Annotated in this window: 12 protein-coding genes; 11 read left to right on the top strand and 1 reads right to left on the bottom strand. The window is 65.7% G+C overall.

Going from position 1 to position 14,504, the window contains the following annotated elements:
• Genes CLU93_RS23250 through CLU93_RS23235 form a run of 4 tightly spaced genes read left to right on the top strand, consistent with a single transcriptional unit; the run spans window position 1 to window position 4,608 of the window.
• Entirely contained in the window at window positions 1-813 is an 813-nt protein-coding gene (locus tag CLU93_RS23250; protein ID WP_099763513.1) for an alpha/beta fold hydrolase, read from the top strand.
• A 34-nt stretch (window positions 814-847) separates the two neighbouring features.
• On the top strand, window positions 848-2,254 hold the full coding sequence (locus CLU93_RS23245) for a PoNe immunity protein domain-containing protein (protein ID WP_099763512.1): 1,407 nt from the start codon (window positions 848-850) through the stop codon (window positions 2,252-2,254).
• A 29-nt stretch (window positions 2,255-2,283) separates the two neighbouring features.
• Window positions 2,284-4,272 carry a DUF6630 family protein gene (locus CLU93_RS23240; RefSeq protein WP_099763511.1) on the top strand — a complete coding sequence of 663 codons (1,989 nt, stop codon included), beginning with the start codon at window positions 2,284-2,286 and terminating at the stop codon, window positions 4,270-4,272.
• Between the two features lie 21 nt (window positions 4,273-4,293).
• On the top strand, window positions 4,294-4,608 hold the full coding sequence (locus CLU93_RS23235) for a hypothetical protein (protein ID WP_099763510.1): 315 nt from the start codon (window positions 4,294-4,296) through the stop codon (window positions 4,606-4,608).
• 7 nt (window positions 4,609-4,615) lie between these two features.
• On the opposite strand, the gene CLU93_RS23230 is transcribed toward CLU93_RS23235, so the two are convergent.
• The gene (locus CLU93_RS23230; RefSeq protein ID WP_099763509.1) at window positions 4,616-5,992 is read right to left on the bottom strand and encodes a YihY family inner membrane protein; all 1,377 of its coding nucleotides are present in this window, start codon (window positions 5,990-5,992) and stop codon (window positions 4,616-4,618) included.
• A gap of 67 nt (window positions 5,993-6,059) precedes the next feature.
• Here CLU93_RS23230 and wrbA point away from each other — a divergent pair, with 67 nt between their 5' ends.
• From wrbA to CLU93_RS23195, 7 genes are read left to right on the top strand one after another with little or no spacing between them, the layout of a single operon-like run.
• Window positions 6,060-6,668, top strand: coding sequence for an NAD(P)H:quinone oxidoreductase (gene wrbA, locus CLU93_RS23225; RefSeq protein WP_099764561.1), 609 nt, complete (start codon window positions 6,060-6,062; stop codon window positions 6,666-6,668).
• Complete coding sequence (locus CLU93_RS23220; protein ID WP_099763508.1) at window positions 6,665-7,078, top strand: DUF2069 domain-containing protein; 414 nt, start codon at window positions 6,665-6,667, stop codon at window positions 7,076-7,078. The genes wrbA and CLU93_RS23220 overlap by 4 nt, the downstream gene beginning before the upstream one ends.
• Window positions 7,079-7,089: 11 nt before the next feature.
• On the top strand, window positions 7,090-8,505 hold the full coding sequence (locus CLU93_RS23215; RefSeq protein ID WP_180287918.1) for an FAD-binding oxidoreductase: 1,416 nt from the start codon (window positions 7,090-7,092) through the stop codon (window positions 8,503-8,505).
• A complete protein-coding gene (locus CLU93_RS23210) occupies window positions 8,502-8,930 on the top strand; it encodes a DUF4124 domain-containing protein (RefSeq protein WP_099763506.1) in 429 nt (142 codons plus the stop codon). The genes CLU93_RS23215 and CLU93_RS23210 overlap by 4 nt, the downstream gene beginning before the upstream one ends.
• On the top strand, window positions 8,918-11,509 hold the full coding sequence (locus CLU93_RS23205) for an FtsX-like permease family protein (RefSeq protein WP_099763505.1): 2,592 nt from the start codon (window positions 8,918-8,920) through the stop codon (window positions 11,507-11,509). The genes CLU93_RS23210 and CLU93_RS23205 overlap by 13 nt, the downstream gene beginning before the upstream one ends.
• Window positions 11,509-12,585, top strand: a complete 1,077-nt coding sequence (locus tag CLU93_RS23200; RefSeq protein ID WP_099763504.1) for a lipocalin-like domain-containing protein — start codon at window positions 11,509-11,511, stop codon at window positions 12,583-12,585. Before CLU93_RS23205 ends, CLU93_RS23200 begins: the two co-directional genes overlap by 1 nt.
• Window positions 12,586-12,635: 50 nt before the next feature.
• Window positions 12,636-14,504: an ABC transporter transmembrane domain-containing protein gene (locus CLU93_RS23195; RefSeq protein ID WP_099763503.1), complete on the top strand. Its 1,869-nt coding sequence runs from the start codon at window positions 12,636-12,638 to the stop codon at window positions 14,502-14,504.

Below are 14,504 nucleotides of genomic sequence, written 5' to 3'. Positions count from 1 at the left end.
ATGTTATTCACCATCGAAAACACCACGGCCTACTGCTACACGGGTGGCAAACCATACAACCCGAGCCAGCCCACGGCCGTCTTCATCCACGGCGCGCAGAACGACCATTGCGTGTGGGCCCTGCAAACGCGCTATTTCGCCCACCACGGCTGGAACGTGCTGGCCGTCGACTTGCCGGGCCACGGGCGCAGCCTGGGTGCGGCCAAGGATAATGTCGCGGAACTGGCGCGCTGGATCCTGGCCGTGCTGGACGCAGCCGGCGCGCACAAGGCCATGCTGATCGGCCACAGCATGGGCTCATTGATCGCGCTGGAAGCGGCGTACCTGGCGCCGGATCGCGTCAGCCACCTGGCCATGCTCGGTTCCACCTACCCGATGAAAGTCTCGCCGGCGCTGCTGGAAACGGCGCTCCAGGACGAACAGGCGGCCATCGACATGGTCAATATCTGGTCGCACTCGTCGATCGCGCAAAAGCCGTCGTTTCCCGGCCCCGGCTTCTACGCCATGGGCGGCGCGCGGCGCTTGAAACAACGCATCGCCGCCCTCAATCCCGCTCACGTGTTTCACACGGATTTTTCCGCCTGCAACGCCTACGCGAACGGCGAAATTGCCGCCGCTTCGGTACACTGCCCCACTGTATTCATTTTCGGCGCGCGCGACATAATGACGCCGCCCAAGTCGACCAGGCTGCTGACAGCGGCCATCGCGCATGGCACCGTGGTGCAGGTCGACAGCGGACATGAATTGATGGCCGAGCAACCGGACGCCGTGCTCGACGCGCTGTTTGCGTTTGCGCAAAGCACCCCGGCATGACGCCACGCCACGCACACTTTTTTAGGATCGATGGATGATGTTGTTGAATACCCTGTTTGAAGAATTGACTGGCCGCGGCAGCGGCACGGAAGCGCAGCGGCACGAACGCTATACATGGCTGGAACAGCTGCGCTTCACTAACCCGCTGGCGGACGAAGGTGGCCCCATGGCCGGCATTCCGTACTACCAATGGTGCCGGCTGCCGCAGGCGCTGGTCGTGGCGGGCCAGCACACGGATCTGCTGGTCGGCACCACCAGCGCCCTGTACCTGGTCTTCGAGGGCCGCCACGCAGCAGCCTTCGCGGCCGAACTGGGCCTGCAATACGACGCCAACAACCGCATCGACCGACCCGGTGGCCTCGACGAGCTGCTCGACGCCTATGAAGAGCAGGCGGACGGCAGCTGGACCACCGTGCCAAATGAAGTGCCAGCGCCACCGCTGGCCGGCTGGGACGACGTGTACTTCCGCGTGCGCGACCTGAGCGACGGCAGGACCATCCAGAGCGTGACCACCATCGCCTACGAAAGCAGCCGCTTCCCTGGCTACACCCTGCTGGGCACGACCATGGTGGGCGTCGGCGCCATCGTCCACGACGACGAGACGGCGCAATATATGCAGCAAGTCTTCGCCGACTGGGCCATCCAGCGCGATTGCGCCGCCACTTGCCCGGTTTCGTCCACGCCCTGGCCCCACGCGCCGCGCCAGACGCCGCCCGAGACGTTCGGCACTGCATTCGACTTTGGCCGCAACCTGACTTATCTTGACACCCTGCTGGCTGCCTACCGGCGCGCGCAGGCGCAGGCGGAAATCGATGGCGGCGATGACGCCTACTGGGCGTGTGCGGCCGCCAGCACGGCTTACCAGGTCTTCTCGCTGCGCTACACGGCTGGCTTGCCCTTGCCTGACGTGGAAACGGCGCTGGAAGCGGCGATTGCCGCCTGCGAAACGGCGCGCGCGGCCCTGGCCGCGGCCTACGATGACGATGCCTTGCCCGCCTTTGATTTCGAACAATTGACGGACTATGCGCGCACCCTGCAACTGCTGGGCGCCGCCCTGCTGTTCGGCCGCCACGACCTGGCTGCCCGCCTGGCCGCCCTGCAAACGGCCTTCGATGGCGAAGATGGCGTATATGAAGCGCTGCTGGCGGCCATCGATCCCCAGCGTCCCGCCGTCGACGAATGGTATTTCGCCGAGCCCTACTCGGCCCTGTTCGAGTGCCTGGATACGGATGATCGCGCGCAACAGCTGGAGCACCTGCGGCACTACCTGGCCACCTGGCATGGCGCGCTGGTGCGCGAAGACTGGTTCAACGGCCATTTGCGCGCGCACGGCCTGGGCGGCTACTACGGCCTGTGGGCTTTCGAGGCGGCCGCCGTGGCCAAGCAGTTGGGACTCGATCGCAGCGCGCTGGCCCACTGGGTCATGCCGCCAGCGCCGTAAATCCCCCGTTCACCTTTACATAAATATCCATGATCAATACCGCAGCCCTGTTCAACACCGCCTTTTTACCCGGCCAGGCCGGATTCGACACCGAGACGATTACCGGCCTGGCCGAATGGCGGCTGGACGTACCTGCGCTGTTCAAGCTGCTCATCGGCGCCGGCACGCAAGCCGTCGCCTGGCCCATCTACGGCGATGGCGAAGACTGCCCCTGCGTGCTGGCCGCGCCGATGGCGCAGGCGCAGACCAGCTGGCAAGCCTTGTCCGCGCTGATGGACAAGCCGCGCGACGCAGCCGCCATCGTCGCGCGCAGCGCCATCAGCACCTTGCTGGCCGGCGGCCAGGCGTGGCTGATCCTCGATTGCGTACAGCTGGTCCCCCACGATATCGACACGCCCGACTACGCCGCCGCGCTCGACGCCCTGCGCGCCGAGGCGCAAGCCTTGCACCTTGCCCTGCAGCGCGGCGACCGGGAAGCGCTGGCGCCGCTGCTGGCCGCAGGTTCTGCAGCGCCTGCGACCGGCTACTGGTCTGCGTCCGCCAGCGCGCAGCTGGCCGATGTCGAGGAACTCGATGCGGACGAACTGCCTTTCCTGCAAGGCCTGGAAGTGGTGGGATGGGAGGCAGATGCGCTGTGCTATGAAGTGAGCGCCGCTGGCGAACCGGAGGTCACCGGCCTGGTCACGCCTTATGGCCGCTGGATCGTGCCGCTGTCACGGCGCTATGTCGACCTGTGTGCACATGATGTGGAAGAGGGCTGGATCACCTTTGCCACGGCGGACGCACCCGATGCGCACGGCGTGCTGGACCTGAACGGCACAGTGGTGCTGCCGCCCGCACCCGGCGCCCTGTACGTGATCAGCCCCCACTTGCTGCAGCAGATCGATCCGGACGGCGCCAGCCGCTTGCTGCGCCTGCCCGATGGTGCGCTGCTGATGGACGGCGTGGACCACATCGGCCAGCGCGACGATGGCTATATCGACATCGAGCGCCAGGCGCACGATGACGAGCGCAATGTCTGCGGCGTGCTCGACGCCATGGGCAAGGTAGTGCTGCCGCCGGCCTACAGCTCCGTGCAGGATTTCGGCACGAAGAAGAAAATCGCCATCGTCAGCCAGCGCATCGACGGCCGCTTCCTGTTTGGCCTGGCGAACAGCCAGGGCGAGCTGCTGGCGCCATGCCAGTACGAAGCCATCGACTGCGCCACCACCTCGTCGCCGCCCAAGCTGCGCAAGAACCTGATCTTTGCCATCGATGCGCAGGGACTGGCCTGCATGCTGACCCTGGATGGCAAGCAGGCCTTCACGCCGCTGTATCCGCCCGCCCACCACTTGCGCGGCGTGGCCGTGCAAAGCGACTTTTTATATGTGGTCAAGGAGGGCATGGCCTGGAGCATGGATTTCACGGGCCAGTTGCTGGAACAGTTCGACACCGTGGACAACTTCAAGGCGGCCATCACGGCGCAATTGAGCGAAGCCATGGGACGGGGTAAAAAGAAGCCCGTCAGGCGCCGCAGCTTTACGCCAGCGCAAATCCTGGCCAAGGCCGACCGCGAGCAGTTGCGCGCCATGGCCGCCCTGCTCTTGCAAGGCGATGCGGACCTGGCCGCGCGCTGCGTGGACATCACGCTCGAAGAACTGGCAGAGGACGACCCGGAAGAGGAATACGAAGGCGATTCGCCCGAGGCGGCGTGCTTCTTCCTGCTGTGGTCCACGGCCGCCGATGCGCTGGGCCACGGCACCACCTTGGACTGGAAAGCCGTCGATGAAGTGCCGCGCATCGCCCAGCATATCGGCGTGCCCGCGCTGCAGGACTTCCGCTGGGCGCAGCGCGAAGATGGCGACGCCATGGCCGAAGGCCTGGCCGCCATCGCCGCCCACCTGGCGCCGCATCAGCTGCGCCTGGTCAACCTGCACGGTGGCGAAGACACCTATTACCTGTGCGTGGTGCGCGCGTCCGATGCGGCCGCGTTCAGCAAGCTGGCGCTGCAGGCGGCCTTGCGGCCCGTGCTGCTGTGATTTTTCCAATACAAGGCATCCATGCACGCGAAAAAATTCATCGATGATGTCGTCGCATCCAATGCGTCGCTGCTGGCCTTGTATGCGCAGGGGAGCCAGGGAGAGACCCGGCTTGGCGCCCTGCTCGACGGGCTGGCACTGGCCCAGGGTCAGCGCGAGCAAATCCTGGCCTTGATCAAGCTGGCGATCGATGACGCCACCTACCAGCTGGTGTGCGGCATCGAGGGCAGCGCTTCGCTGGGCGACAGTCAGCAGGATTACACGCTGCTCGACGAAGAGGGCAATACGCTGACGGGCGCGCTCGATGCCCTGCTGTACGACAGGCTGAACACCTGATCGAGCGTCAGGCGCAGCGCACTTCGCCGAAATGCTGCGCCAGGGTCAGGCCCAGTCCCTGCTCCACGGCGTTTTCCACCTGCGCCGCCAGCGCGGCTGCATCGATGGCCGCCTGGATATCGCGCTCATTGGTGGAACCGGCCGGATAGCCGGAGTTCACGCGCATGCCACCGAAGACGAACAGCCGGTAGACGTCGGCCAGGCTGATGCGGTTGACATTGCCCAGCAAGACCCAATGGTCGGAACTGTCGGCCACGCGCTTGCCCCACTGTACGCGCACGGCGCCCTCCACGTTGACTCTTCCCACCCAGCCCTGCTGCACCATCTTGTCGAGCAGGGTTTCCATCTCTTCGAAGCCCAGGCGCGTGCTGCGGCGAATTTCTGCCGCGCCCACCAGGGCCGAATCGGCGCAGTGACAGGCCTGGTGCAACACCTTCAGGATGGCGACGGCGTCGACGAATTCGCTGCCGGGCGCCGCCTCGTACCACCAGCGCTCGTATTTCACGACGGGCAAGGCGGCCACCAGCAAGGCGCCCACCAGGGTGATCATCCAGCTCAGGTAAATCCACACGAGGAACAGGGGCAAGGCGGCCAGCGCGCCGTAGATGCGCGAATACGTGGGGAATTCCTGAATGAATTCACCGAAGCCGCGCTTGGCCACCTCGAACGCCAGCGCCGCCAGCAAGCCGCCCCAGGCCGCGTCGCGCCAATCCACGTCGCGGTTCGGCACGGCGATGTAGAGCAAGGTAAACGCCAGCATGGTCAGGCCGATCGACACCAGCGTGTAAAACACGGCGCCGATGAAAGGCACGGCGCCCACCACGCCGCTGGTGGCCATGAAGAGGCGCGAGGTCACCGTCAGCGAGACGCCCACCAGCAGCGGCCCCAGGGTGACGATGGCCCAGTAGACGAGCAGGCGCTTGGTCCAGCGGCGCTCCTGGCGCACGCGCCAGATGCGGTTGAAGACGCGTTCGATCAAGCCCATCATGCCTACCGAAGTGACGATCAGGGCACCGGCGCCGATGGCCGACAAACGCGTGGCTTTCGAGGCAAACGTGGTCAGATAATCGAGGATGGTGTTCGATATCCCCTTGGGCATCACGCTTTGCACGAAATAGTCTTCCAGCGCGTGGCGGAAGGTATTAAACAGGGGGAAAGTGGTGAAGATGGCCAGGGCCAGGGTGAGCAGCGGCACCAGCGCAAACACGGTGGCGAAGGTCAGGCTGCCGGCCACTTGCGGCAGGCTTTCCTCGCGCACGCGGCGGCGCGCGAACTGCAGCAGGTCGCGCGTTTCGGACCACGTCAGGCCGCGCACAATGTCGGCACCGATGTGCAAGGTGCGCCACAGGTATTGAAAGATGGGGAGTATATATTTTGAAAACATGTGCAAAATCAGAACGGCGCCATGACAGCAGTCGTATCAGGCTGTAAAGCGCCCTATAATACCAATGATGAAGCCAACCAATCTGATTATTCTCGTATTGTTTTATTCACGCCATGGCGCCACGCGCCAGCTGGCCGAGCTGATAGCCCAGGGAGTGGAAAGCGTGCCTGGCTGCGACGCGCGCCTGCGCACCGTGCCCGCCGTCTCGACGGTGACGGAAGCGACGGCGCCGGAAGTCCCGCCTGATGGCGCTCCTTATGTGGAACTGGAAGACTTGCAGGAATGCGCGGGCCTGGCCCTGGGGTCGCCTACGCGCTTCGGCAACATGGCCGCGGCCATGAAGTACTTCTGGGATGGCACGGCCAGCGACTGGCTGGCCGGCAGCCTGTCCGGCAAGCCCGCCTGCGTGTTCACGTCCACGGGCAGCCTGCACGGCGGCCAGGAATCGACCCTGCTGTCGATGATGATCCCCCTTTTCCACCACGGCATGCTGGTCATGGGCCTGCCCTACACGCATCCCGAACTGATGACGACTTCCACGGGCGGCTCGCCGTATGGCGCCACGCACTGGTCGGGCATCGCTGGCGACAAGGCGCTCAGCGACGATGAAAAACGCCTGGCCATCGCCCTGGGCCGGCGCCTGGCGGAAAACGCCGCAAAACTGGCGGGCGCATGATGCACGGCACACTGCACAAGTATTTTCACTGGGGCGCCATCGCCAGCCTCGTCACCCTGATCATCTGGTGCCTGCTGTGGGAAACCGTCGTCGCGCCGCTGCAGCCGGGCGGCTCCTGGGTCGTGCTGAAGGCAGCGCCCCTGTTCATTCCCCTGTACGGCGTCATCAAGCGCGACGTCTACACCCTGCAATGGTCGTCAATGGTGATCCTGCTGTATTTTACAGAGGGCGTGGTGCGCGGCTACAGCGACACGAATCCCGTCTCCGCCATGATGGCCTGGGGCGAGGCGGCCATCGTCTGCATCTACTTCTTCTGCGCCGTGCTGTATCTGCGTCCTTACAAAAAGGCCGCCAAGCGCATGGCCAAAGAGCTGCTGGAAAAAGTGAATAAAGTGAGCATCAAGAAATGATCGAACAGACTATGACTGACCAAGCCGACTTCCTCGCCGCCTGCCGCGACCTGCTGGGCGACACCTATGTCCTCACCCTGGACGCCGACATGGCGCCCTTCCTCACCGACTGGCGCGACCGGTTTACCGGCAAGGCACTGGCCGTGCTGCGGCCCGGCACCGTGGAACAAGTGGCAGGCGTGCTGCGCGCCTGCGCGCAATGGCAAGTCCCCGTCGTGCCGCAAGGCGGCAATACGGGCCTGGTCCTGGGCAGCATCCCGGACGCTGCCGGCACGGCCATCGTGCTGTCGCTGGCGCGCCTGAACAGCATCCGCGCGCTCGACCCCGTCAACCGCACCATCACGGTGGACGCGGGCTGCATTTTGCAAACCATCCAGGAAGCGGCAGTCGCCGCCGGCTGCCTGTTCCCCCTGTCGCTGGCGGCCGAGGGCAGTTGCACCATCGGCGGCAACCTGGCGACGAATGCGGGCGGCACTGCCGTGCTGCGCTACGGCAATACGCGCGAGCTCTGTCTGGGCCTGGAAGTGGTCACGCCGCAGGGCGAGATCTGGAGCGGCTTGCGCGGCCTGCGCAAGGACAATACCGGCTACGATTTGCGCGACCTCTACATCGGCGCCGAGGGCACCCTGGGAGTCATTACCGGCGCGGTGATGAAACTGTATCCGCAGCCGAAAGCCTGCATCACGGCGCTGGCCGCCATGCCCTCGCCAGCCCACGCCCTGCGTTTATTAAGCCTGATGCAAGACCATTGCGGCGCCAGCCTGACGGGTTTTGAACTGATGTCGCAGTATTGCTTGCAACTGGTGGCGGAGCAGTTCCCCCAGCTTCCGCGTCCTTTCGCCGAGCCGCATGGCCAGTACGTGCTGCTCGAATTATCCAGCAGCCAGTCCGAAGCGCATGCCGTGGAACTGCTCGAAGCGAGCATCGGCGCGGCCCTGGAAGATGAGTTGATCGAGGACGCCGTCGTCGCCAGTTCCGTGGCGCAGTCCGAGGGACTATGGCAGCTGCGCGAGCACATCCCGCTGGCGCAGGCGCAGGCGGGCAAGAACATCAAGCACGATATCTCGCTGCCGATTTCCCGCATCGCCGATTTCATCGCCGTCACGGACGTGGCATTGGCAACGGCCTTCCCCGGCTGCCAGCTGGTGTGCTTCGGCCACCTGGGCGACGGCAACCTGCATTACAACGTGGCGCCGCCAGCCGGCATGACGGATCGCGACTTCCTGGCCAACCAGGATGCCATCAACCGCATCGTGCACGACCAGGTGCACGCTTTCGGTGGTTCCATCTCGGCCGAACACGGCATCGGCGCACTCAAAAAGGACGACCTGGCGTACTACAAGTCGCCGCTGGAACTGCAGCTGATGCGCGCAGTGAAGCAGGCGCTGGACCCGCAGAACATCATGAATCCGGGGAAGATCCTGTGAGAACACCGTTCTTCCTGTTTGCCATCTGCACGGGCCTGGCCGGCCATGCTGGCGCGCAGGACGTCTACAAATGCGTGCAGGATGGCCAGACCAGCTACAGCGCCGCGCCCTGCACGGGCGGCCAGCTGCAGATCCTGGAAATCCCCTCGCCCCCGCCTGCCGTCGACAAGGGCGCGGCGACGCGCCAGCAACGGGTGGCCAGCCAGCTGGAAGCGGCACGCAAGAAGCAGGAAAATCTGGCAGACCAGGCGCGCGAACGGGCCGCCAAACAGAAGGAAACGCATGACAAGCATTGCGCCAAGCTGCGCCTGGAGCAGAAATGGGCGGCGCAGGACGCCGTCGGCGCCGGCGACAAGAACCGCGACGCGGCGCAACTGAAAGCGCGGCGCGCCGGCGAACGCCTGGCCGTCGAATGTCTGAATTGAGTGCGCCGCTGGCCAGCCCGGCAACGACGCGCCTGCTGTCGCGCTGGCTGCTGCTGGGCGAATGGCGCGCGCATCCCGTGCGCGCCCTCGTCGCCATCCTCGCCATCGCCATCGGCGTGTCGCTGGGCTTTGCCATCCATTTGATCAACGCGGCCGCCTTCAACGAATTTTCCACGGCCGTCAAAAGCCTGTCCGGCCAGGCCGACGTGCAGGTAGCGGGGCGCGAAGCGCTGTTCGACGAAAGCATCTACCCATGGCTGGCGCAGCGCGACGGCGTAGCCGTGGCCTCGCCCGTGCTGGAACTGCAAGCCGGCGTAGCAGGCAAGAAAGACGGCGGCCCGCTGCACATCCTGGCGCTCGACGTCTTCCGAGCCGGCTTCATCTCGCCCGACCTGATCGGCGCGCCGGCCGAGGGCCAGCCTTTCGACACCCTGGCCGACGACGCCATCTTTTTATCGCCGGCCGCCTTGCGCTGGCTCGGTGTGGCGCAGGGCGACACGATTGCACTGCAATCGGGTACGGGCCAGGTGCCGCTGCGCGTGGCCGGTTCGCTGCAGCGCGCGCGCGCCGGCCAGCGCATCGCCGTGATGGATATCGGCGCGGCGCAGTGGCGCTTCAACAAGCTGGGCAAGCTGTCGCGCATCGATCTGAAACTGCGCCAGGGCGTCAACCGCGACGCCTTCCAGGCCGATCTCGCGCGCACACTGGAAGCCCGATACCCGGGGCGTTTCCAGGTGGGCCAGCCGAATGACGAAAACCAGAATAGCCGCAACAATAACCTCAGCCGCGCCTACCGGGTCAACCTGACGGTGCTGGCCCTCGTCGCCCTGTTTACGGGCGCCTTTCTGGTGTTTTCCACGCAGGCGCTGTCCGTCATCCGCCGCCGCGGCCAGTTCGCGCTGCTGCGCGTGCTGGGCATGGAGCGGGGACAATTGCTGCGCCAAGTGCTGCTGGAAGGCGCCAGCCTGGGCGTGGTCGGCGCCGCGCTGGGCATCGCCGGCGGTTATGCCATGGCCGCTGTCGCCCTGCGATTCTTCGGCGGCGACCTGGGCGCCGGCTATTTCGCGGGCGTGCAGCCGCAGGTGCAATTCACGCCCGTCGCCGCCTTCGTGTATTTTTCCCTCGGCCTCGGCGTCGCCCTGCTGGGCTGCGCGGCGCCCGCGCTGGAAGCGGCGCGCGCCGCCCCCGCCATCGCCCTCAAATCGGGCAGCGAAGAAGTCGTGACGACGCGCCTGGCGAAAACCTGGCCCGCGCTCGCTTGTTTGCTGCTGGCCGGCGCCCTGACGTTCTTGCCACCCGTGTTCGAGCTGCCGCTGTTCGGCTATCTGTCCATCGCGCTGCTGCTGATCGGCGCCATCGCCCTGATGCCGCAACTGGCGGCCGTCGTCTTCCGCGTCCTGCAGCGCGCCTGGCTGCGCACGGACGCGAGCAGCCACGCCCCCGTGCGCAGCCTGACCCTGTCCCGCCTGGCGAATGCTTCGGGCCAGGCCGGCATCGCGCTCGGTGGCGTGCTGTCGAGTTTTAGCCTGATGGTGGCGATGGCCATCATGGTGTCGAGTTTCCGCGTCTCCGTCGATGACTGGCTGCTGCAGATCTTGCCGGCCGACGTGTATACGCGCACGATCGCCAGCGGCGGCACGGCGGGCCTGAACCCGCGCGAACAAGCCGCCATCAGCGCCCTGCCCGGCGTGGCCAGGGTGGATTTTCAGCGTCTGCGCTCGCTTTCGCTGGCGCCGGACCGCCCGAACGTGATGCTGCTGGCGCGCCCCGTCAACCTGGCCGATCCGGGCAAAAGCATGGTGCTGGTAGGCGACACCCTGCCCGTGCCTGCGGGCAGCCGGCCCGTCTGGCTGTCCGAGGCGGCGGCCGACCTGTACAACGTCAAACCGGGCCAGCAGATAGCCTTGCCGCTGGCGGGCGGCTTGCACCAGTTCTTCATCGCCGGCATCTGGCGCGACTATGCGCGCTCGTCCGGCGCCATCCAGATGCCGCTGGCCGACTACCGCGCGCTGACCGGCGACATGGATGTCAGCGATGCGGCCCTGTGGCTGGCCAAGGACGCCACGGGCGAGCAGCTGCAGCAGCGCCTGAAAGCGCTGCCCTTCGGCGCCAGCCTGGAAGTGTCGAATCCGTCGGCCATCCGCGCCCTGAGCCTGCAGATCTTCGACCGCAGCTTTGCCGTCACCTATTTATTGGAAGCGATCGCCATCGTCATCGGCCTGTTCGGCGTAGCCGCCACGTTTTCCGCGCAAACCCTGGCGCGCGCGCGGGAATTTGGCATGCTGCGCCACGTGGGTGTGACGCGCGGGCAGATTTTAGCCATCCTGGCGCTGGAAGGCGGCGCGCTGACGGCGCTGGGCATCGCCACCGGTTTTGTTCTGGGCCTGTTGATCAGCTTTGTGCTGGTCTTCATCGTCAATCCGCAATCGTTCCACTGGACCATGCAGCTGCACTTGCCGTGGTCCTTGATCGCCAGCGTGGCCGCCGCCCTGCTGACGGCTGCCGCCCTGACTGCCCTCATCGCGGGCCGGCAAGCCCTGTCCGCTGGCCCCATCCGCGCCGTCAGGGAGGACTGGTAATGCGCCGTTTGACTCTTTTGCTGTTGTTCTGCAGCGCCGCCGCCATCGCCGCGCCGCCCGCCTTCGCCCCCGTCACGCCGCTGCCGGCCGGTCAGAGCCTGCGCCTGCCGCACGACTTCGGCGCCCATCCCGCGTACAAGACAGAATGGTGGTACGCCACGGGCTGGGTCAAAACCGCCGGCGGCGAGCAACTGGGCTACCAGGTGACCTTCTTTCGCAGCGCCACGGCCACCGATGCGGACAACCCCAGCGCCTTCGCGCCGAAGCAGCTGATCATCGGCCATGCGGCCCTGTCCGACCCGAAGGTGGGCAAGCTTCTGCACGATGAGAAAAGCGCGCGCGAGGGCTTCGGCCTGGCCTACGCCAAGGTGGGCGACACGGATGTGAAACTCGACGACTGGCGCATGCAGCGGCAAGCCGATGGCAGCTACCAGGTCAGCCTGGCCGCGCGCGACTTTACACTGCAGCTGACCCTGGCCCCCACGCAGCCCGTGCTGCTGCAGGGTGACGGCGGCTACTCGCGCAAGGGCGCGCGGCCCGCGCAAAGCAGCTACTATTACAGCGAGCCGCAGCTTGCGACCCGTGGCACGATCGCGCGTGCGGGCGGCAAGCCGGAAGCCGTGACGGGCACCACCTGGCTCGATCACGAGTGGTCGAGCCAGGTGCTTGATGCGGACGCCAGCGGCTGGAACTGGATAGGCGCCAACCTCGCTGACGGCGGCGCCCTGATGGCCTTCCAGATCCGCAGCAAGACAGGTGCTAAACTATGGGCGCACGCGACATGGCGCGATGCGTCCGGCAAGATGACGCAGTTCGCTCCCGGCGAGGTCGATTTCACGCCCACGCAGCTGTGGCGCTCGCCCCGCACGCAGGCCCAATACCCGGTCGCCACCGAGATCCGCACTGGCCCCACGCGCTGGCACATCAAGCCTTTGCAGGCCGACCAGGAACTCGATTCACGCCGCTCGACGGGCGCCGTATACTGGGAAGGCGCCGTAACGGTGGAGCGCGATGGCCAGCCGGTGGGTCGCGCCTACCTGGAAATGACGGGCTATGTGCAGCCGATGAAGTTGTAAGCAATGATAAGCAAGCAAGACCGGATACAGTACCTACTAAGCGAAAAACAATGACAACCAGCACAGATACAGGCAATACCAGCAGCACCGCAGCAAGCGCAGCGCCCTCCCCCGACACCGGCACCAGCCGCGAACTGAAGAAAGGCAGCCTGGCCGCCTTCAAGGGCTTGATGCCCTTTTTGACGCCGTACCGCAAGCAGTTCTTCCTGGCCGGTATCGCGCTGGTGGTGGCCGCCGCCTCCACCCTGGCCATCCCCGCCGCGTTCAAGCAGATGATCGACCTCGGTTTCGGCGGCGCGGCTGGCTCGAGCAGCATCCAGCATGTCGACCTGGTCTTCCTCGCCCTGTTCGGCGTGGCGTCCATCCTGGCGCTGGCCACGGCGGCGCGCTTTTATACGGTGTCGTGGCTGGGCGAGCGCGTCACGGCCGACATCCGCAGCGCCGTGTACCGCCACGTCGTCACGCAAAGCCCGGCATTCTTTGAAACCACGCAGACGGGCGAAGTCCTGTCGCGCATCACCACCGACACGACCCTGATACAGGCCGTGGTCGGCACCAGTATCTCGATGGCGCTGCGCAACGTGCTGCTGTTCCTGGGCGGCCTGGTGATGCTGTTCGTCACCAGCGCCAAGCTGGCCGGCATCATCATCGGCTTGCTGATCCTCGTCGTCGTGCCCATCATCGTGTTTGGCCGCCGCGTGCGCAAGCTGTCGCGCGATTCGCAGGACCGCATCGCCGACGCCTCGGCCATGGCCGGCGAAATCCTCAATGCCATGCCCACCGTGCAGGCGTTCACGCACGAGAAAATCGAATCGAAACGCTTTGGCGACTCCGTCGAAGGCGCCTTCATGACGGCCATGCGCCGCATCCGCGCGCGTGCCCTGCTGACCATGATCGCGATTTTGCTGGTCTTCGGCACCATCGTCTTCGTGCTGTGGCTGGGCGCGCGCGCAGTGCTGGAAGGCTCGATGACGGGCGGTGATCTGGGCCAGTTCATCCTGTACGCGTCCATCGTGGCCGGCGCCATCGGCGCTTTGTCTGAAGTGATGGGCGAAGCGCAGCGCGCCGCCGGCGCCACCGAACGCCTGCTGGAACTGATGGCCGTCAAATCGGCAATCGAGTCGCCTGTCACACCCCTGCCGCTGCCTGCGCGCGCGGCGAACGGCGCTTCGCTGTCGCTGGACGATGTCATGTTCTCGTATCCATCGCGTCCGGACACCCACGCGCTGGATCACGTCAGCCTCGATATCCGCGCCGGCGAAACGGTAGCCGTCGTCGGTTCATCGGGCGCCGGCAAGACCACGCTGTTCCAGCTATTTTTACGTTTTTATGACCCGCAAAGCGGCAGCATCCGCCTCGATGGCGTGGATATCAAACAGCTCGACCTGCACACCCTGCGCGACGCCATCGGCATCGTGCCGCAAGATACCGTGATCTTCTCGGCCGACGCCATGGAAAACATCCGCTACGGCCGCGCCGGCGCCAGCGACGAGGAAGTCATTGCTGCCGCGAAAATGGCGGCCGCCCACGAATTCATCGAGCGCCTGCCGAACGGCTACAAATCCTTCCTCGGCGAACGCGGCGTGCGCCTGTCCGGCGGCCAGCGCCAGCGCATCGCCATTGCCCGCGCCCTGCTGAAAAACCCGCCCCTGCTGCTGCTCGACGAAGCGACCAGCGCGCTGGACGCGGAATCGGAACGCCTGGTGCAAAAGGCGCTGGAAGCGGCCATGGTAGGCCGCACCACCGTCATCATCGCGCACCGCCTGGCCACCGTGCAGCGGGCCGACCGCATCATCGTCATGGAAGACGGCAAGATCGTCGAAACGGGCACGCACGCCTCGCTGGTCGCAATGAAAGGCATTTACGCCAATTTGGCGGCCCTGCAATTCCATCACGTACAGCTCAATCCAGCAGAATAA

Origin of the sequence: Janthinobacterium sp. 35 (genome assembly GCF_002754575.1) — a bacterium.
Lineage (GTDB): Bacteria > Pseudomonadota > Gammaproteobacteria > Burkholderiales > Burkholderiaceae_D > Janthinobacterium > Janthinobacterium tructae.
Note: the sequence above shows the minus strand (reverse complement) of the source record. Positions and strands in the feature narration are given on the sequence as shown.

Excerpts from the sequence above, each read along its gene's own strand:
- CLU93_RS23230 (WP_099763509.1), bottom strand. The coding sequence starts at position 5,992 with ATGTTTTCAAAATATATACTCCCCATCTTTCAATACCTGTGGCGCACC.
- CLU93_RS23220 (WP_099763508.1), top strand. The coding sequence starts at position 6,665 with ATGATGCACGGCACACTGCACAAGTATTTTCACTGGGGCGCCATCGCC.
- CLU93_RS23250 (WP_099763513.1), top strand. The coding sequence starts at position 1 with ATGTTATTCACCATCGAAAACACCACGGCCTACTGCTACACGGGTGGC.
- CLU93_RS23215 (WP_180287918.1), top strand. The coding sequence starts at position 7,090 with ATGACTGACCAAGCCGACTTCCTCGCCGCCTGCCGCGACCTGCTGGGC.
- CLU93_RS23245 (WP_099763512.1), top strand. The coding sequence starts at position 848 with ATGATGTTGTTGAATACCCTGTTTGAAGAATTGACTGGCCGCGGCAGC.
- CLU93_RS23205 (WP_099763505.1), top strand. The coding sequence starts at position 8,918 with ATGTCTGAATTGAGTGCGCCGCTGGCCAGCCCGGCAACGACGCGCCTG.
- wrbA (WP_099764561.1), top strand. The coding sequence starts at position 6,060 with ATGAAGCCAACCAATCTGATTATTCTCGTATTGTTTTATTCACGCCAT.
- CLU93_RS23240 (WP_099763511.1), top strand. The coding sequence starts at position 2,284 with ATGATCAATACCGCAGCCCTGTTCAACACCGCCTTTTTACCCGGCCAG.
- CLU93_RS23235 (WP_099763510.1), top strand. The coding sequence starts at position 4,294 with ATGCACGCGAAAAAATTCATCGATGATGTCGTCGCATCCAATGCGTCG.
- CLU93_RS23195 (WP_099763503.1), top strand. The coding sequence starts at position 12,636 with ATGACAACCAGCACAGATACAGGCAATACCAGCAGCACCGCAGCAAGC.
- CLU93_RS23200 (WP_099763504.1), top strand. The coding sequence starts at position 11,509 with ATGCGCCGTTTGACTCTTTTGCTGTTGTTCTGCAGCGCCGCCGCCATC.